The 15742-nt window shown below is 44.5% G+C and carries 17 protein-coding genes and 1 tRNA gene; 12 read left to right on the top strand and 6 right to left on the bottom strand.

The annotated features are described in order from the left end of the window. Nucleotides 1-69: 69 nt before the first annotated feature. The 4 genes from chiP to R7Q48_RS11455 all read left to right on the top strand — a co-directional run bounded on the left by chiP (nucleotide 70) and on the right by R7Q48_RS11455 (nucleotide 5119). Entirely contained in the window at nucleotides 70-1191 is a 1122-nt protein-coding gene (gene chiP, locus R7Q48_RS11470; RefSeq protein ID WP_017819978.1) for a chitoporin, read from the top strand. A 123-nt stretch (nucleotides 1192-1314) separates the two neighbouring features. Beyond that, the gene (locus tag R7Q48_RS11465; RefSeq protein ID WP_238765069.1) at nucleotides 1315-1911 is read left to right on the top strand and encodes a DUF2057 domain-containing protein; all 597 of its coding nucleotides are present in this window, start codon (nucleotides 1315-1317) and stop codon (nucleotides 1909-1911) included. Nucleotides 1912-2088: 177 nt separating this feature from the next. After that, a complete protein-coding gene (gene gltX / locus R7Q48_RS11460) occupies nucleotides 2089-3516 on the top strand; it encodes a glutamate--tRNA ligase (protein ID WP_005384075.1) in 1428 nt (475 codons plus the stop codon). 640 nt (nucleotides 3517-4156) lie between these two features. Then, on the top strand, nucleotides 4157-5119 hold the full coding sequence (locus R7Q48_RS11455) for an OmpA family protein (protein ID WP_005382010.1): 963 nt from the start codon (nucleotides 4157-4159) through the stop codon (nucleotides 5117-5119). A gap of 114 nt (nucleotides 5120-5233) precedes the next feature. On the opposite strand, the gene R7Q48_RS11450 is transcribed toward R7Q48_RS11455, so the two are convergent. From R7Q48_RS11450 to R7Q48_RS11440, 3 genes are all read right to left on the bottom strand, one after another. Then, a complete protein-coding gene (locus R7Q48_RS11450; RefSeq protein WP_005382011.1) occupies nucleotides 5234-5740 on the bottom strand; it encodes a hypothetical protein in 507 nt (168 codons plus the stop codon). Between the two features lie 279 nt (nucleotides 5741-6019). After that, a tRNA-Arg gene (locus tag R7Q48_RS11445) sits at nucleotides 6020-6096 on the bottom strand. Nucleotides 6097-6271: 175 nt separating this feature from the next. Next, nucleotides 6272-7405, bottom strand: a complete 1134-nt coding sequence (locus R7Q48_RS11440; protein WP_005382012.1) for a flagellar assembly protein FlgT — start codon at nucleotides 7403-7405, stop codon at nucleotides 6272-6274. A 169-nt stretch (nucleotides 7406-7574) separates the two neighbouring features. On the opposite strand from R7Q48_RS11440, the gene R7Q48_RS11435 reads away from it, so the two are divergent. Beyond that, nucleotides 7575-8213 carry a FlgO family outer membrane protein gene (locus R7Q48_RS11435; protein ID WP_005382013.1) on the top strand — a complete coding sequence of 213 codons (639 nt, stop codon included), beginning with the start codon at nucleotides 7575-7577 and terminating at the stop codon, nucleotides 8211-8213. Nucleotides 8214-8222: 9 nt separating this feature from the next. Further along, on the top strand, nucleotides 8223-8654 hold the full coding sequence (gene flgP / locus R7Q48_RS11430) for a flagellar assembly lipoprotein FlgP (RefSeq protein ID WP_005382014.1): 432 nt from the start codon (nucleotides 8223-8225) through the stop codon (nucleotides 8652-8654). Between the two features lie 102 nt (nucleotides 8655-8756). Here flgP and R7Q48_RS11425 read toward each other — a convergent pair whose 3' ends face one another. The 3 genes from R7Q48_RS11425 to flgA form a co-directional block, all read right to left on the bottom strand. Then, nucleotides 8757-9182 carry a flagella synthesis protein FlgN gene (locus tag R7Q48_RS11425; protein WP_005393142.1) on the bottom strand — a complete coding sequence of 142 codons (426 nt, stop codon included), beginning with the start codon at nucleotides 9180-9182 and terminating at the stop codon, nucleotides 8757-8759. 27 nt (nucleotides 9183-9209) lie between these two features. Continuing rightward, nucleotides 9210-9524, bottom strand: coding sequence for a flagellar biosynthesis anti-sigma factor FlgM (flgM, locus tag R7Q48_RS11420; protein ID WP_005382018.1), 315 nt, complete (start codon nucleotides 9522-9524; stop codon nucleotides 9210-9212). A gap of 116 nt (nucleotides 9525-9640) precedes the next feature. After that, nucleotides 9641-10387, bottom strand: coding sequence for a flagellar basal body P-ring formation chaperone FlgA (gene flgA, locus R7Q48_RS11415; protein WP_213964636.1), 747 nt, complete (start codon nucleotides 10385-10387; stop codon nucleotides 9641-9643). Between the two features lie 76 nt (nucleotides 10388-10463). On the opposite strand from flgA, the gene R7Q48_RS11410 reads away from it, so the two are divergent. The 6 genes from R7Q48_RS11410 to flgE all read left to right on the top strand — a co-directional run bounded on the left by R7Q48_RS11410 (nucleotide 10464) and on the right by flgE (nucleotide 15419). Further along, on the top strand, nucleotides 10464-11390 hold the full coding sequence (locus tag R7Q48_RS11410; RefSeq protein WP_005382022.1) for a chemotaxis protein CheV: 927 nt from the start codon (nucleotides 10464-10466) through the stop codon (nucleotides 11388-11390). A gap of 11 nt (nucleotides 11391-11401) precedes the next feature. After that, nucleotides 11402-12229, top strand: a complete 828-nt coding sequence (locus R7Q48_RS11405) for a CheR family methyltransferase (protein ID WP_005382024.1) — start codon at nucleotides 11402-11404, stop codon at nucleotides 12227-12229. Between the two features lie 303 nt (nucleotides 12230-12532). Next, the gene (flgB, locus tag R7Q48_RS11400) at nucleotides 12533-12928 is read left to right on the top strand and encodes a flagellar basal body rod protein FlgB (RefSeq protein ID WP_005382026.1); all 396 of its coding nucleotides are present in this window, start codon (nucleotides 12533-12535) and stop codon (nucleotides 12926-12928) included. Nucleotides 12929-12933: 5 nt separating this feature from the next. Beyond that, nucleotides 12934-13347 (top strand): flagellar basal body rod protein FlgC, encoded by a 414-nt coding sequence (gene flgC, locus R7Q48_RS11395; protein ID WP_005382028.1) that lies wholly within the window; start codon nucleotides 12934-12936, stop codon nucleotides 13345-13347. 17 nt (nucleotides 13348-13364) lie between these two features. Next, nucleotides 13365-14075, top strand: a complete 711-nt coding sequence (gene flgD, locus R7Q48_RS11390; protein ID WP_005382029.1) for a flagellar hook assembly protein FlgD — start codon at nucleotides 13365-13367, stop codon at nucleotides 14073-14075. Between the two features lie 30 nt (nucleotides 14076-14105). Then, on the top strand, nucleotides 14106-15419 hold the full coding sequence (gene flgE, locus R7Q48_RS11385; protein ID WP_005382030.1) for a flagellar hook protein FlgE: 1314 nt from the start codon (nucleotides 14106-14108) through the stop codon (nucleotides 15417-15419). Nucleotides 15420-15742 lie beyond the last annotated feature (323 nt).

Raw genomic sequence — 15742 nt, 5'->3', positions numbered from 1 at the left:
TTCAAGTTCCTGCCATGTCCTAGTTAGTGAATTTGAAAATGGAAAAAACTAAAAATATAGGGGTTTATAATGTCTTACCTAAAGAAAAGCCTACTTGCCACGGCAATTACCGGCATGATGTTCAGTGGTGTTGCATTTGCTGATGGTGCAAACAGTGACGCAGCAAAAGAGTTTCTAACCAAAGATTCATTTTCTTATGAAGTTTACGGGATCATCGCGATGCAGGCCGCGTACCGCGATTACGATTCTGGCAGCAAAGCAACGGACGATGATTTGGGTGGCATGCAGCTAAACAACGAATCTCGTATTGGTTTCCGTGGTAAAAAACAATTTGCTAACTTCGACCCTACTTTTATTTGGCAAATCGAAGGCGGTTATGTAGACCCTAGCTTTGGTGGCGAGGGCGCAGGTCTTGGTGAACGTGACACATTCGTCGGTTTTGAAAGTGCATCTTGGGGGCAAATTCGCCTGGGTCGCGTTTTGACACCTATGTACGAATTGGTTGACTGGCCAGCATCTAACCCTGGCCTGGGCGATGTATACGACTGGGGTGGTGCTATTGGTGGCGCCAAGTACCAAGACCGTCAATCAAACACTATCCGCTGGGACTCTCCAATGTTTGCTGACAAATTCTCCCTAGATATCGCAGCTGGTGCAGGTGATAAAGCAGGTCTAGGTGAAGGGGATGACTACTGGGGTGGTATCGCAGCACACTACAAAATTGGTCCTATCCAGTTAGATGCGGCATATGAAGGTAACCGTAATATCAAGATGGAAAGCCAAACGTGGGAAAACAACACGTACTTGGTAGGGGCACAAGGCTGGTTTGATAACGGTATTTCTTTCTTCGCGCAATACAAATATATGGAAGCGGACGCAAGCAATGGTGTGAGTGAAAAGCAAGATGCAATGTCTGCCGCTATCATGTACACCACGGGTGATTGGCAATACAAACTGGCTTACGCCGCTAACTTTGATCTCGAGCGTGATGGTAAGAAAATTAACGATACAGCGGACGATGTGTTATCAGCACAAGTTATGTATTTCGTAGACCCATCGGCAGTGCTGTACGTACGTGCTCGTACTCTAGACTTTGGCGACGGTGCGTCTCAATTAGATAAACCAACAGAAGCACGTTGGAAGTCTGCTGACTACGACGAGTTCTCTGTAGGTGTTGAATACTACTTCTAACTAAAGAAGCAGCTAAAAGGGCGGAAACGCCCTTTTTATCTTGATACTTATTCAAATAAGCCTTTGAAATGACTGGCCTGTAAATTTTAGAGGCTTATCTAAATTGGTATAAAGTGAGAAACCATGATGAAAAAAACAACGACACTTCTAGGACTTTGCGCAATGCTTTCGGCGCCAGCTTTTGCTGCTCAACTCACTCTGCAATCTGAATTAGTTCCTCGCGTTCTCAACGGCGAGTTCGTCTACCCTGAGTGGATATCCAAGAACAACAGCATGGAATTAAAGGATGGGGAAAACCAATTAGCGGTAACGGTTGGACAAATTGTATTTGAAGATGGAAAGCGCCGTAAATTCGATTCGCAGCCGCTGGTATTAGAGTTTGATGCAGAAAAAGACACCGAGCTTTCTCTGACTTATCAAACATTCCGTACTATTGAAGAGGCGAGAGCCTTCGAACTCGATCCTAAAGTGGTATTGAAAGACAAAAACGGAAAAGAAGTGGCATTCTCTATGGTTCAACTTCGTAAAGGTGGTTTGCAAGGTTTTCGTGATTACGAACGAGAAGTTGCCGACTATAACAACGCAATGAATAAAGAATCGACTAAGGCAAGCATTGCGTCTTCTCCAGCGGAAACCAAAACAATCAAAGCATCGTTTAATGAATTGAGCCGTGAAGAGCAGCAAGAATTTATGCAATGGGCAATGCGTAACCTGAAGTAATTTCGTCTCGTGCTTTAACAGTAAATAGCAGGGCTGTGCCTTTTTGGTTCTGCCCTGTTTTTATTTCTGTTGTCAAACCGATTGTAGAATTGACTTACGGTGGTAAAATGTCGCCACTTTTATCCTTGACATTACAGCGAGAGATCTCTCGTTGCTCATTACCCCTAAGGAACTCAAATGACGGTTAAAACTCGTTTTGCTCCTAGCCCAACTGGCTATCTACACGTTGGTGGTGCGCGTACTGCACTTTACTCTTGGCTATACGCTAAAAACCAAGGTGGTGAATTCGTTCTACGTATCGAAGATACAGACCTTGAGCGTAACTCTCAGGAAGCGGTTGATGCAATTCTTGAAGGCATGGAATGGCTAGGCTTGGAGTGGGATGAAGGTCCTTACTACCAAACTCAACGTTTTGACCGTTACAACGAAATGGTTGATAAGCTTCTTGCTGAAGACAAAGCTTACAAATGTTACGCGTCTAAAGAGCTGCTAGATGAAATCCGTGCAGAGCAAGAAGCAAATAAAGAAATGCCTCGCTACGATGCTAACCATCCAAAAATCAAAGCAGCAAACGAAGCGGCAAAAGATGGCGATCCATGTGTTATCCGTTTCCGTAACCCGAAAGAAGGCAGCGTAGTATTTGATGATCAAATCCGTGGTCGCATTGAAATCCGCAACGATCAAATGGATGACCTAATCATTCGTCGTACTGACGGTTCACCTACTTACAACTTCTGTGTAGTAGTGGATGACTGGGACATGGGTATCACTCACGTTGTTCGTGGTGAAGACCACATCAACAACACGCCTCGTCAAATCAACATCTACGAAGCACTAGGTGCGCCAGTACCAACATTTGCACACTGTGCAATGATCCTGGGTGATGACGGCGCGAAACTGTCTAAACGTCACGGCGCTGTATCAGTCATGCAATACCGCGATATGGGCTACCTGCCTGCGGCACTAAACAACTACCTAGTGCGCCTTGGTTGGTCTCATGGGGACCAAGAAATCTTCTCTCAAGAAGAGATGATCAATCTATTTAGCCTAAACGCAGTATCTAAGTCAGCGTCTGCTTTTAACACTGACAAACTGCAATGGTTGAACAACCACTACATCAAGAACTCAGACCCTGCGTATGTTGCTGAGCATCTACAATGGCATCTAGATCAACAAAAACTAGACGTAACGAATGGTCCTGCTATCACTGACGTGATCAAGCTAGTGGGTGAGCGTTGCAACACGCTAGTTGAGCTAGCTGAGCAAATCCGTTACTTCTATGAAGATTTCTCTGAGTTTGAAGCGGGCGCAGCGAAGAAACACCTGCGTGGCGTGGCTAAAGAGCCTCTAGAACTTGCATTAGCGAAAGTGGAAGCACTAACTGAATGGACGACAGCGAACATCAAAGATGGCGTTATCGCAGCAGTATGTGAAGAGTTGGAAATCGGCATGGGCAAAATCGGTATGCCATTACGTGTTGCTGTAACAGGCGGTGGTCAGTCTCCTTCTGTCGATGCAGTAATGGAGCTGGTTGGAAAAGAGCGTTGTATTGCTCGCATTAAGATGGCGCTTGAGTTCATTGCTGAGCGTGAAGCAAACGCATAATTGCTTTGAACTGAACGTTCTTTTGAATAAATAGTCACAAAGCCGCGGTGAGCAACCGCGGCTTTTTTGTATCTTCAATTTAGATAACGAGAAACTTTCTCTCATATTGGTGAATGAAGAGATGGTTTCACCTGTAACTTACCTCAATATGGATAAGATTTTTTAATCCAAATATCGTTGGAATGAATAAAAAACGAGCGATTATATATCAAATATCTGATTGATTTTTATCCATGTTCCTTAAAGTTCCATTTTATTTGTCTCATTTTTAAGAAAAACCTTTGCTTTAGCTATGTTGTTCCAAAAAACAAAGCAAACGTTTGCGTCGTGATTGCGTGGGGATTTTTTTGCTTAAGATCACATGTTGTCGAGATTTTTGATGACAATAAATTGACAGAATTGGGATTTTTCTCGCGATTTCTTAGCGTTATAGTTCATCCCGTCAGCGATACCGAGATGGCGATGTGTATCACTGAACAGGAAATGTACGTAAGTTGCTTCCATAAAAAAAATGCATGTGCATAAAAAGAAGCTGACTAAGTATCTCACTCAAGGAATGAATAAAAAGAATTGAAATACAACGTCAGTCAGACGGCGCATTTCGGCATCTAACAAAAGAACTTCTTTAGAGGAATCAATAATGAAAAAATTAGCAGCGGTAATTTCAGCGTCTCTACTTATGGCTTCAGCAGCACAAGCAGAAGTATACGTTGGTGGTAAGATGGGTAAGTCATGGATGGAAGACGCTTGTGTAGCGGGCCAGGCTTGTGACAAAGACGATTCTACTCTTGGCGCTTTTGTTGGTTACGAAATGAATAAATACTTCGCAGTAGAAGCGGGTTTCGACAACATCGGTGATTTTAACCAAACTTCTTTCGGTGGCCATGTAGAAGCAATCACTCTTGCACCTAAATTCAGCCTACCAATCACTGAAGACATCGCACTTTACGGTAAAGTGGGTGGCGCTTACGTAATGTTTGATGGCAAAGATGATTACTCTTACCTAGGCGCAGCTGGCCTTGAGTTCAACCTAAGCCAAAACGTAACTGCTCGTGCGGAATACCAAACACTGACTGACATCAGCAACGATGTAACTCGTGCGACAGGTAACACTGCAACACTAGGTGTTTCTTTCAAATTCGGCGGCAACGATGAGCCAGTAATCGTAGAAGAGCCAGTTGTTGTTGAAGAAGTGGTTGTAGAAGAAGTGGTAGAAGAGCCAGTTGTAGTTACGAAAACATTCGAAACTCAAACAATTGGTACAGGTAGCTTCGATCTAAACAGCACAACTCTAAAACCAGAGAGCGCTGCAAAACTTGATAACCTAGTTGCTTTCCTAAACGAGCACCCACAAGCGAACGTTGAAGTTGTAGGTTACACAGATACGTCTGGTCCAGCAGCTTACAACCTAAAAGTTTCTGAGAAACGCGCTGAATCTGTAGCTAACGCACTTGTTGAAAAAGGCATTGATTCATCACGTATTCAAGCGCGTGGCGAAGGTGAAAACAACCCAATCGCTTCAAACGACACTCGTGAAGGTCGTCAGCAAAACCGTCGCGTAGAAGTCGTTGTTCCAGAATTTGAATACCAAGTTCAGCAATAAGCTCCTATTCGACCGTAGTATAGAAGACTGAAGCTGAAAGCCCCAAAGAGTTCGCTCTTTGGGGCTTTTTATTTCTCTTTAAAAACTGACTGAAATGTTCAAAGTGGCTAGGTATTACTTAAGATCAATGCTGTTTAAACGCCCCATGAATGTCAGGATCTCCAAGTTATCTTTATGTGCTTCTAACAACGCTTTTTTGGTTTGCATGTAGGCGGCAAGTTTGCCGTACTTACTAATAGAGCGAACCACCGTTTTATATTTATACTCACCGTCATCATTGAACTCTCGCCACTTGGCGATGTAACACGTATCTCGGTTGTCAGGGTTTTCAAGAGTAGGGTTAGGCTTGTGAACGATTTTAGGCTCAACGCTATGTGGAAGCCTGGTCATTAGGTAAGGGTCTTTCAAAAGACGTCGCCAGAATTTGCCCCACATTTGCCGGCCTAACTCGTTTCTCAGCTTAATGGCTTTTTGTAAGCCTTTCTTTTCTCCAATACGAACAAATCCTACCGAGCGGTGTAGTACCGTATCCTCGGGGGTATGGATATGTATCTTAAAGGCTGTCTTGCCTTTAGAAATAAAGCGGTGTCCAGTGTTAGTTATTAAATTGCTCTTAGACATAGTGCTAAATAATAATTTTATTAATAGCTAAAAGGGTAAGCAAAACTCATAGATAATTAAAGTAATAAAATACAAAACTGTAAATAGGGCTTGTTGAAATGATTTCAAGGGGAAGAAGTCAGATCAGTAGAAGGTTTTATCTCGTAACCGAAACACCCGATCCGATCATATTGATTACTGGGAAGATTATCTAACACGATGTACTAGGGGGAGCAATGCGAGGCTTGAAATTGAAGATACAAAAAAGCCTTAGCTCAAGTGGGAGCTAAGGCTATGATATGGCGCCCCCAGTAGGATTCGAACCTACGACCTGTCCCTTAGGAGGGGACTGCGCTATCCAGCTGTGCCATGGGGGCGTAATACCAATAGTTGCAGTTCATTGCACTGTTTTACTGAGTTCAAATCTAGCAATCTACCAGATCTGTATCAGCATCACGTTGAACGATTCGCTACGGTCATTGGTATAATCAAATAAGATGCGCTGCCTATGATATTCAAAAGTGAGCATATCTCAAGACTTAATGTTTGCTTTTATAGGATCTTGTTCATTACGTCGCCAATTTGAACGCTAGACGCTAAATTTGGCTGATCAATCGTCAGTTCCGCTTCGTGTTCGTATATGCGTGATACCGTTAATGTAATTTCGCTTTGCGAGACTTTGTTTCTTGGCAATCCATTTTGGTCGATAAACGACGCGGTGTGCCAAAGCTGTAATTTGTCTCCCTCTTTTACGCCGTGCATACGGCCGAGATCCATCGTTACGGTATTACCGAAGACTGCCACAACCTCTGGCAGTGTAATTTTGCAAGATAGCTCCGACTCCAGATCCAACATAATATTGCGACTAACGCGAAGCATCATCTCTCCATAGGTCGATGCCCAAAAACGTGCACTACGAGTGTCCACTTGACTCGTCTTAGCAAATGGCCAACGCGCGACCTCACGGTAGGCTTTGTTGAAGATTTCATGGCCAGTTTTACCATCAAATACTTTCATTTCTAACGCAAACTGACGATTGATGATGTCATCTTGCAATAGTTGAGATTCGACCGTTGCAGTGAGATCGGTAATGACCCCTCCAATGATGTATTGTGCGCCATTGTCTTGCGCGATCATTTGAGTGCGAGCAGGATAGTTGCTGCTTATTGAGTAGTCCGTTGTACCAACAGACACAAAGCTGCGTGAGGTTTGATCAAGTTGACGGTTCACTACGTGGCTAAAATCGTCACCAACTTGATAAATTTGTCCCATCACTGCTTGTTGTGGTGATGCGACCTCAATATTGCCGACCAGCATTGTCTTTTTGTATTGATCGGTGTGGCAACCCGTTGCCGATGGATAAATATCAACGCGGATTTTTACCTCGACTTTACCGCGACGTTTGCGTTCAGACTCGACCAAAATGTAACGGACTTCATGATTGGTAAACTGGTATTCGTTGCGGCTTTCTTCTAATAGCGGCATCAAGTTGCTAATACTGCCAATATCTGCGCCCGAAAAATTGACGGCTTTGAACAGCGCGTCTTCCAACGCATGGAGCCTTGCCGTCTCTTCTGAAGAAACGATGGTGGCAACGCCTGTGACTTCATACCAAGATGCCATGACCTTAAAAGGCACAAGCATCACTAAAGTGATTGAAAACAGACTGTTTAATATTTTTTTCATTGGTTACAACCGTTCGGGTATAAATATTGCTTTAACAAATTCAGTGAAGTTTGGTGGGTTTTTCTTCGTTAGGCAAACAAAGAAAAGCAAAGACTGTTCCAATATTCACTTTCTTGGAAAGGAATTAATAAAGAACGGTATCACCTAAGATTATCTGGAGAATCAAACCATGAAAAAGTGGCTTGTCGCCGCATCGATGATGACGCTTCTGACATCGTGCGCGTACTCACCGATTTACAATGGTAAAGAACCTTACTCGGGAAGCCAGTTCATGCTGATGGATAGTCCGCGTCATACGATGGACTTTTTCATTGAGAGCATGACAGAAGACCTGATGGTTTCTAATGTGGCAGTATCAGCGCGGACACCGATTGCGATTACCTCGTTTGTTGATCTACAAAATATGGATGCAACAAACTGGTTAGGTAACTCGGTCTCTGAAGGTTTTATCCATCAGTTTCAGCGCCGAGGGTTTAAAGTGGTTGATTTCAAAACTACGGGCTCTATTCAAGTGACGCAGCAGGGCGATTTTGCTTTAAGTCGTGATTGGCAAGATTTAGCTCAAGAGCAGCAAATTCAGTATGTACTGACCGGAACAATGCTGCGCCAAGAGGGCGGAGTGCTTGTCAATGCACGCGTGGTTGGCATGCAAAGCCGTGTAGTTGTAGCGACAGCGCAAGGTTTCCTTCCGGCTGACCGTATTGGGCGTGACTTAGATACGTTAAATAGCATCCGCACACAAGATGGTGTGTTGATTCGTTCTGACCCTACCATTCGTCAGCCGTACACTGTGATTCTCCGTCCATAGGATAGAAGCATGAAGAAGTTATTATTTATTGTTGCCACACTGATATTGGTGGGGTGTCAGCCATTACAACAGATGCGTCAAGATGAAATCTTAGTGGCGGTGGGTTACGCCAGCGTCAGTGAGCAGACAGGCCGCACAGTAGAAGAAAAGCGTGTACGAGCAATGCGCGCATCAAAAATTGATGCTTATCGTGAGCTAGCAGAGCAAGTTTATGGCATGCGTGTTAGTGGACGAGCAGAGCTGCAAGACCAGCGTTTGGGTATTGAAAGCACCACTGGTGCCGTCGATGGTGTAATTCGTGGTGCAGAAGTTGTGCGTAGTTATCTTGTTGAAGACAGTTATGTGACTGAGCTGCGTCTGGATATCCGTAAGATGGATAAGCTACGTGATTATGGAGAAGTTCAGCAGGTGCCTGAGAAGCGTCAGCAAACCTTGTTTTAAACCATTTCACTAGACAGATAATCTTTTTGAGCGGCTGATTGGTAACAATGAGTCGCTTTTTTATATCTACGTGAGCGCGGGAATTGAGGGTAAGAATGACGTTTAAGCTTTTATATTGGTGCCAAGCGTCGAGATGGTGTGGGTTTTTCCGCCCGCATTGTAGGTCATGCCGACTTTGCCATGAGTTCGCTGAAGCATGTTGTTGAGTTTATTGAAGCTCAGCTGTGCGCGACTAAGCGATTCGCCATTTACTTGGTTAACTTGTTGACAGTCGAGGACGATCGATTGGATTTGAGCAACAACCTGACTTAGGTGCTCATCTTCAGTAAGTTGATTGACGTGCGGGTGAGAGGCGATTCGCTGATCAGTTGTTCTGAGCTGATCAATGAGCGTCATCTTCTGTTTGGCAATGCTCTCAATCTCGGTAGAGACACGCGCCGTGATTGCTTGTGTTTCTTGGCGTAAAACAGCGGAAAGTGCCTTAGCATTTTCTAGCTGGAAATTAACGAGATCGACTAATGCTGCCATAAAATACTTACCTTCGGCCTAAGTCAGTTAGCTTTTGCCTTGCAATTCGTTTTCAAACTTAATCATGTTGTCAGCCAATTTTTCAGGATCGACTTTGTATGAACCGTTTGTGATAGCTTCTTTGATTGCTGCAACTTTGGCGCTGTCATATGCCGGAGAAGCTGCCATATCCTTCTGGAGTTTACTGACGGCTTTACTTTGCTGGCTGAGTGATACTGCGTCTTGTTGCGCTGGCGCCTTTTTTGATTCTGTCGTGCTGGTAGCATTGGAATCGTTACGTGCAGGTGCGCGACTTGTTGTCGTCATCATTTGCCCTGAACGTATATTATCTATACCTGCCATGTTTAACCTTTGCCTTGTATCGTAATACTGGTATCCAGACTATCGACCAGCGCAAAAATAACTTTAGTCATTTTTTGCATTTTTATTGATCAGTTTAAACACGCTACCAGTGGGTATTAAAAATTAACAGTGATTTCCGCAATGTCAGTCACTATGCCTTCTATTATACGTTGTGACTTATCATTTTTCACTCTTACTTGATCGCCAGCTGAACCATCCTGCAATGCTGTGCCTTGCGTTGTGATCGTCATGCCAGAATTCACCGCTTTGATAGTGACCTTTTCATTTCGGCATACCACACAAACATCATTTCTCTCTACGACATCGCCTAAGCGAACATTACGCTTTAGCTTTGCCCCAACCACTTGATCGTAGCTAGAAAATCCATCTTTACGAAAGCGCTGTAGCTCGATCATGGAAGTGGTAACATCCGATGCGCTGACGATTTCTCCTCTCCCTAGTGTTCGTGTCGCGACGATCATTGGTACTGATACCGAGATCCTCACAGGGACATAGACTTTCCAGTCATCCGGTTGGCATTCCACTAACACATTGATGTTACTTCTCGTGCTGCTGGTGGAAGAGGCAGATGTATCTAACGGAACAGGGCAATCCGTTGCTTTTATTCTCGAGTCGATCTCTGCCGCATTAACAGATAGCTCGCCACCATCAGGCTGATCAACCGTAGCAAGAATATGTTGTTCTGCTGCTGTTTTTATTTGCTCGATCTGATTATCTGAAGCTGAATGAACAAAAAAGCTAAACATACTGAGCAAAATGCCGATAGACTTAGCGTACTTTGTAATTAGCGCTCTACATATTGTCATAGTCAATGGTGTCGAAGTGAAAGTGAAATACGCCATACTGTCTCCCTGGTATCGTGCTTGCCAGTGGTAGAGTATCATTTAAAAACAAAAAGTTTGAGATGGAGATGAGCATATGACGGGGATTCTTGACTCGGTGAATCAGCGTACGCAACTCGTCGGTCAGAACCGATTGGAATTATTGACCTTTCGACTGATGGGCCGACAGCGCTACGGCATTAACGTATTCAAAGTGAAAGAAGTACTACAGTGCCCTAAGCTGACTTCAATGCCAAATCTACACCCTCTGGTTAAAGGTATCGCTCATATCCGCGGCCATACCGTGTCCGTTATTGATTTGAGCCTGGCAATTGGTGGCCGCCCAACCACTGATTTAGATAAATGTTTTGTTGTTATTGCAGAATTTAACCGTACGATCCAAGCATTTTTGGTATCATCGGTTGAGCGTATTATCAATATGCATTGGGAAGCGATTTTGCCACCGCCAGACGGCGCAGGTAAAGCGCACTACTTGACTGCCGTGACAAACATTGACAATGAGCTGGTTGAAATCCTTGACGTTGAAAAAATCCTGGCAGAAATTGCGCCAGTTGATGAAACGATGGATTCCGCTATTGGCGAAGAAATCGCACAAGCAGAACAAGAAAAGCCTATTGTACGCCGCATACTGATTGCTGATGACTCGACGGTCGCGCGTAAACAGGTAGAGCGTGCGATTACATCCATCGGTTTTGAGGTCGTATCTGTCAAAGACGGCAAAGAAGCGTACAATAAGTTGATTGAAATGGCTCAAGAAGGCAATATCTACGATCAAATTTCGTTGGTTATTTCCGATATTGAAATGCCAGAAATGGACGGCTATACCTTAACGGCTGAAATTCGCAGACATGCCGATTTGAAAGACCTTTATGTTATCCTCCATTCTTCATTAAGTGGTGTATTCAACCAAGCTATGGTTGAGCGTGTAGGTGCCAACACCTTCATTGCGAAATTTAACCCAGATGAGTTGGGTAACGCGGTTAAATCTGCATTAACACAATAAAAGAGACATTAATGACTGCTATTACAATCAGTGATCAAGAGTATCGTGACTTTAGCCGTTTTCTAGAATCGCAATGTGGCATCGTGTTAGGTGATAGCAAGCAATACCTCGTGCGTAGCCGACTGAGTCCTTTAGTGACGAAGTTTAAGCTCGCATCGTTATCAGATTTGCTACGTGATGTTGTTACAGGGCGTAATCGAGAATTACGAGTCGCCGCTGTGGATGCGATGACGACTAACGAAACCTTGTGGTTTCGAGATACTTATCCGTTCACGGTTTTAGCTGACAAATTATTGCCAGAAGTAGCGGCAAGCAAGCGCCCAATTAAGATCTGGTCTGCTGCCAGTTCATCGGGCCAAGAACCGTATTCTATTGCAATGACGATCCTGGAAACGCAACAGCGCAAGCCGGGCTTGTTACCAAACGTGTCCATTACAGCCACAGATATTTCGGCAAGTATGCTCGAGATGTGTCGTGCAGGGGTGTACGACAACTTGGCTTTGGGTCGCGGGCTTTCACCAGAACGTCGTCGCACCTTCTTTGAAAATGCGGACGGTGGTCGCATGAAAGTCAAAGATAACGTCAAGCGTTTGGTGAACTTTCGTCCACAAAACTTGATGGACAGTTACGCACTGATGGGTAAGTTCGACATCATTTTCTGTCGTAACGTATTGATTTACTTTTCTCCAGAAATGAAATCTAAAGTGCTTAACCAAATGGCGAGCAGTTTAAACCCTGGTGGTTACTTGCTGTTAGGGGCATCAGAGTCGCTAACTGGTCTGACTGATAAATTTGAAATGGTGCGCTGTAATCCGGGCATCATTTACAAGCTTAAATAGCGGTATCTCTTCATTGATAGAAAAGCCTGACTTCGTGTCAGGCTTTTTTGTTTGTTACCTTTCTGCGCCGAGCGCTTCATGTATCACTCAATTAGTTGAAGCGCGTTTTTGCCTTGTGCCCTCAACACGGTGTATCTTTATTAAGTGAGCAAAGTAATACGACATGACATTCCAGTTACTTTGGCTCACTTATTGCTATTTCAATTCACGGTAACCACTCGGTTGGTGTAATGCTTTAGGTTTTGGCATGCTAATTGCTTTTTGGTTATCAATCACGGTCAGTTCTTAATTGTAGAGGCAAACATGGCTATATCTTTTGACAATGCACTAGGCATCCACCAGCACACGGTGGGCGTACGTGAGCGCAATGCAGAGGTGATTTCCACCAATATCGCACAAGCAAACACGCCTGGTTACAAAGCAAGAGGTTTAGACTTTGCGAAGGAATTGCAAGCGGCAACATCTGGGGCAAGCATTGGTCTTAGTCGCACAGATGGTCGGCATATTCCTGCCACTACAACGTTGGTTGGGGACAAGTTATATCGTCTTCCTACGCAACCAGATACGGGAGATGGCAACACGGTAGACTTGGATTTAGAGCGTAACTTGTTTATGCAAAACCAAATCAGACACCAAGCATCACTCGACTTTCTAGGCAGCAAATTCAAGAACTTAACCAAAGCAATCAAAGGGGAATAATTTAGATGAGCTTATTTAACGTTTTCAATGTGACAGGTTCCGCAATGAGCGCTGAATCCGTTCGTCTGAATACTACCTCAAGCAACTTGGCAAACGCCGACAGTGTCAGCAGCTCTGCGAAAGACACTTACAAAGCGCGTCATGCAGTGTTTGGTGCAGAGTTAAGTAACGCCATGCGTGGCGGTGATACGGTGCCAGTGAAAGTGATGGGTATTGTAGAAAGTGATAAACCGCTGAATGCGGAGTACAACCCAGACCATCCCCTTGCAAACGAAGAAGGCTACATCTACAAGCCTAACGTCAATGTAATGGAAGAAATGGCAAACATGATTTCAGCTTCTCGTGCATATCAGACTAATGTACAAGTCGCTGATTCTAGTAAACAAATGCTGCTGCGTACGCTGCAGATGGGTCAATAAGGATAAGGGGGTAGCGTATGGCCGGAATTAACAACGTTGGTCAAAGCGGCTTGTCCTATATCGACCAGCTTAAAAGTCTACAAGAGAGTAACAAGAAAGCGGAAGAGAGCACGGGTAAGCAGGACCTAAAACAGGAAGACTTCTTATCATTGCTCACGAAGCAACTGTCTCAGCAAGACCCTTTTAAGCCGGTAAGTAATGACCAGATGATTGCGCAAATGGCTTCATTTGCGACCGTTGATGGCATTGGCAAGATGAACACTCAGTTTGAGAGTTTGAATTCGTCAATGACATCAAATCAAGCGTTACAAGCTTCCTCTTTGGTAGGGCGTGACGTATTGGTACCAGGAGCAGCAGGTGTGAAGCAGGACGACGCACCAATGGCGGCAATGGTTAAGCTTTCACAATCTATCGATAATCTGTTTGTTCGTGTAGAGGATGAAGCTGGCCAACTGGTTCGTACCTTTGAGGTAGGGGCGAAACCAGCCGGCGACACGCGTGTGCTTTGGGACGGTAAAGATGAAAGCGGAAATCCACTGCCAGCTGGCAAATACAAAGTGAAAGCGTCTGGCTTAGTTGAAGGGGAGTCGCAAGAGTTCCCAGTATCGACGTATGCCAACGTAAACAGCGTATTGCTTGGCAAAGGTGACGGAAACGTATTACTCAATCTGGCTGGTTTTGAATCGCCAGTTCGACTTGCAGAAGTATTGGAAGTCGGCAAAGCGTAGTCATAGCTCGCTAGATTAGGAGATTTTGGAATGTCATATGTATCTTTAAGCGGTTTGTCCGCCGCCCAACTGGATTTGAACACCACCAGTAACAACATTGCGAACGCCAACACGTACGGCTTTAAAGAGTCCCGTGCTGAGTTTGCTGATGTCTACTCTAACTCTTTATTTACTAACGCAAAAACCACACCGGGTGGTGGTGCGCAAGCAAGCCAAGTGGCACAGCAGTTCCATGAAGGCTCTAGCATTTACACCAACAACCCAATGGATTTGCGTGTTTCGGGGACAGGTTTTTTCGCTGTAGCGAAAGAGCGTCTAACTCCACAACAGAATGAACTGACACGTAATGGTGCATTTCACTTAAATAAAGAAAACTACATGGTGACCGCGAACGACGAGTTCTTATTAGGTTACCAAGTGGACCCAAGCTCTGGTGAGGTTTCTTCATACGAGCCACAACCCATCAATATTCCTGCTGAATTTGGTAAGCCAAAACAAACAGCAAACATTGAAGTGGGTGTGAACTTGCCAGCGAACGGCGATTTGAAAGATCCAACGCAGTTTGATTTTTCAGACCCAGATACATACAACCGTTCAACCTCTTCGACAATTTATGACTCGATGGGTCAGTCTTACAAGCTAACGACGTATTACTTGAAAGATCAGACTCAGCCAAATACATGGAACACTTACTACACCGTGACAGATAAAGAAGGTGAAAAGCCTTTAAATGTTGCGGCTGGTGATGCGCAAACGCCAACAGGTCATGTGGGGCATACCATGAAGTTCAACAACGATGGTACGTTGGCGAGCTTGAACAATGGTCAGCCAATCACTTCTGTGGCTCTGGGCGATCCGGCGACGAACACGACACCAGTCGATATGAATGGTGCCGATCCTGCGCAGACGCTTAACTTCGGCTTAGGCTCAGCAACACAGTTTGCGGCTCCGTTCGAACTGACTAAGTTTGACGAAGACGGTGCAACAACGGGCTTCCTAACCAAAGTTGACTTCGATGAAAACGGCAGCGTATTGGGGACTTACTCAAACGGTGAAAACGTTACATTGGGTCGTGTTGCTCTCGTACGTGTTCCAAACGAGCAAGGTCTGGATAAGAAAGGCGGAACTCAATGGGATTCAACGCAGTTCTCTGGTGACAAGATCTGGGGTGAATCAAATAAAGGCTCTTTCGGCACCATCAATAACGGTATGCTGGAACAGTCAAACATTGATATGACGCAGGAGTTGGTGGACCTGATCTCTGCTCAGCGTAACTTCCAAGCAAACTCACGTTCGCTAGAAGTACACAACCAACTACAACAGAATATCTTACAGATCCGCTAGATCACTAGCTGGGTCATTCGATACTCTGCTTGAGTAAGCAATGGTGTGTGATTGCTTCTTAGTAATTACCGCTTTGTTCATTTTCATCATGACATTCATCTGATGCTTAGCCTGAATACACCTCACTCAGGCTAAGCATGCTTTGATCTACGATTTGCCGCTGTTGCCGCCGTATGGATCAAAACCTTGCCTCTCGTTACAGTTTTCTGCCCCTATTGACCTCTTTTAATTGTTGATTGTTAATTCAAAGTATTGATTTATAAGTCTATTTTTGTTTTGGCATAACTATTGCTTTTACTCCGTGTACAGAGAGATTTTTTGGA

It is taken from the genome of Vibrio sp. 378, assembly GCF_033339435.1.
Note: the sequence above shows the minus strand (reverse complement) of the source record. Positions and strands in the feature narration are given on the sequence as shown.

Bases quoted from the DNA above. Each gene is read 5' to 3' on its own strand.
- R7Q48_RS11440 (WP_005382012.1), bottom strand. From the start codon at position 7,405: ATGAAAAAAATATTAAACAGTCTGTTTTCAATCACTTTAGTGATGCTT.
- R7Q48_RS11465 (WP_238765069.1), top strand. From the start codon at position 1,315: ATGATGAAAAAAACAACGACACTTCTAGGACTTTGCGCAATGCTTTCG.
- flgM (WP_005382018.1), bottom strand. From the start codon at position 9,524: ATGGCAGGTATAGATAATATACGTTCAGGGCAAATGATGACGACAACA.
- chiP (WP_017819978.1), top strand. From the start codon at position 70: ATGTCTTACCTAAAGAAAAGCCTACTTGCCACGGCAATTACCGGCATG.
- R7Q48_RS11410 (WP_005382022.1), top strand. From the start codon at position 10,464: ATGACGGGGATTCTTGACTCGGTGAATCAGCGTACGCAACTCGTCGGT.
- flgB (WP_005382026.1), top strand. From the start codon at position 12,533: ATGGCTATATCTTTTGACAATGCACTAGGCATCCACCAGCACACGGTG.
- gltX (WP_005384075.1), top strand. From the start codon at position 2,089: ATGACGGTTAAAACTCGTTTTGCTCCTAGCCCAACTGGCTATCTACAC.
- flgE (WP_005382030.1), top strand. From the start codon at position 14,106: ATGTCATATGTATCTTTAAGCGGTTTGTCCGCCGCCCAACTGGATTTG.
- flgD (WP_005382029.1), top strand. From the start codon at position 13,365: ATGGCCGGAATTAACAACGTTGGTCAAAGCGGCTTGTCCTATATCGAC.
- flgC (WP_005382028.1), top strand. From the start codon at position 12,934: ATGAGCTTATTTAACGTTTTCAATGTGACAGGTTCCGCAATGAGCGCT.
- flgA (WP_213964636.1), bottom strand. From the start codon at position 10,387: ATGGCGTATTTCACTTTCACTTCGACACCATTGACTATGACAATATGT.
- R7Q48_RS11455 (WP_005382010.1), top strand. From the start codon at position 4,157: ATGAAAAAATTAGCAGCGGTAATTTCAGCGTCTCTACTTATGGCTTCA.
- R7Q48_RS11435 (WP_005382013.1), top strand. From the start codon at position 7,575: ATGAAAAAGTGGCTTGTCGCCGCATCGATGATGACGCTTCTGACATCG.
- R7Q48_RS11405 (WP_005382024.1), top strand. From the start codon at position 11,402: ATGACTGCTATTACAATCAGTGATCAAGAGTATCGTGACTTTAGCCGT.
- R7Q48_RS11425 (WP_005393142.1), bottom strand. From the start codon at position 9,182: ATGGCAGCATTAGTCGATCTCGTTAATTTCCAGCTAGAAAATGCTAAG.
- flgP (WP_005382014.1), top strand. From the start codon at position 8,223: ATGAAGAAGTTATTATTTATTGTTGCCACACTGATATTGGTGGGGTGT.
- R7Q48_RS11450 (WP_005382011.1), bottom strand. From the start codon at position 5,740: ATGTCTAAGAGCAATTTAATAACTAACACTGGACACCGCTTTATTTCT.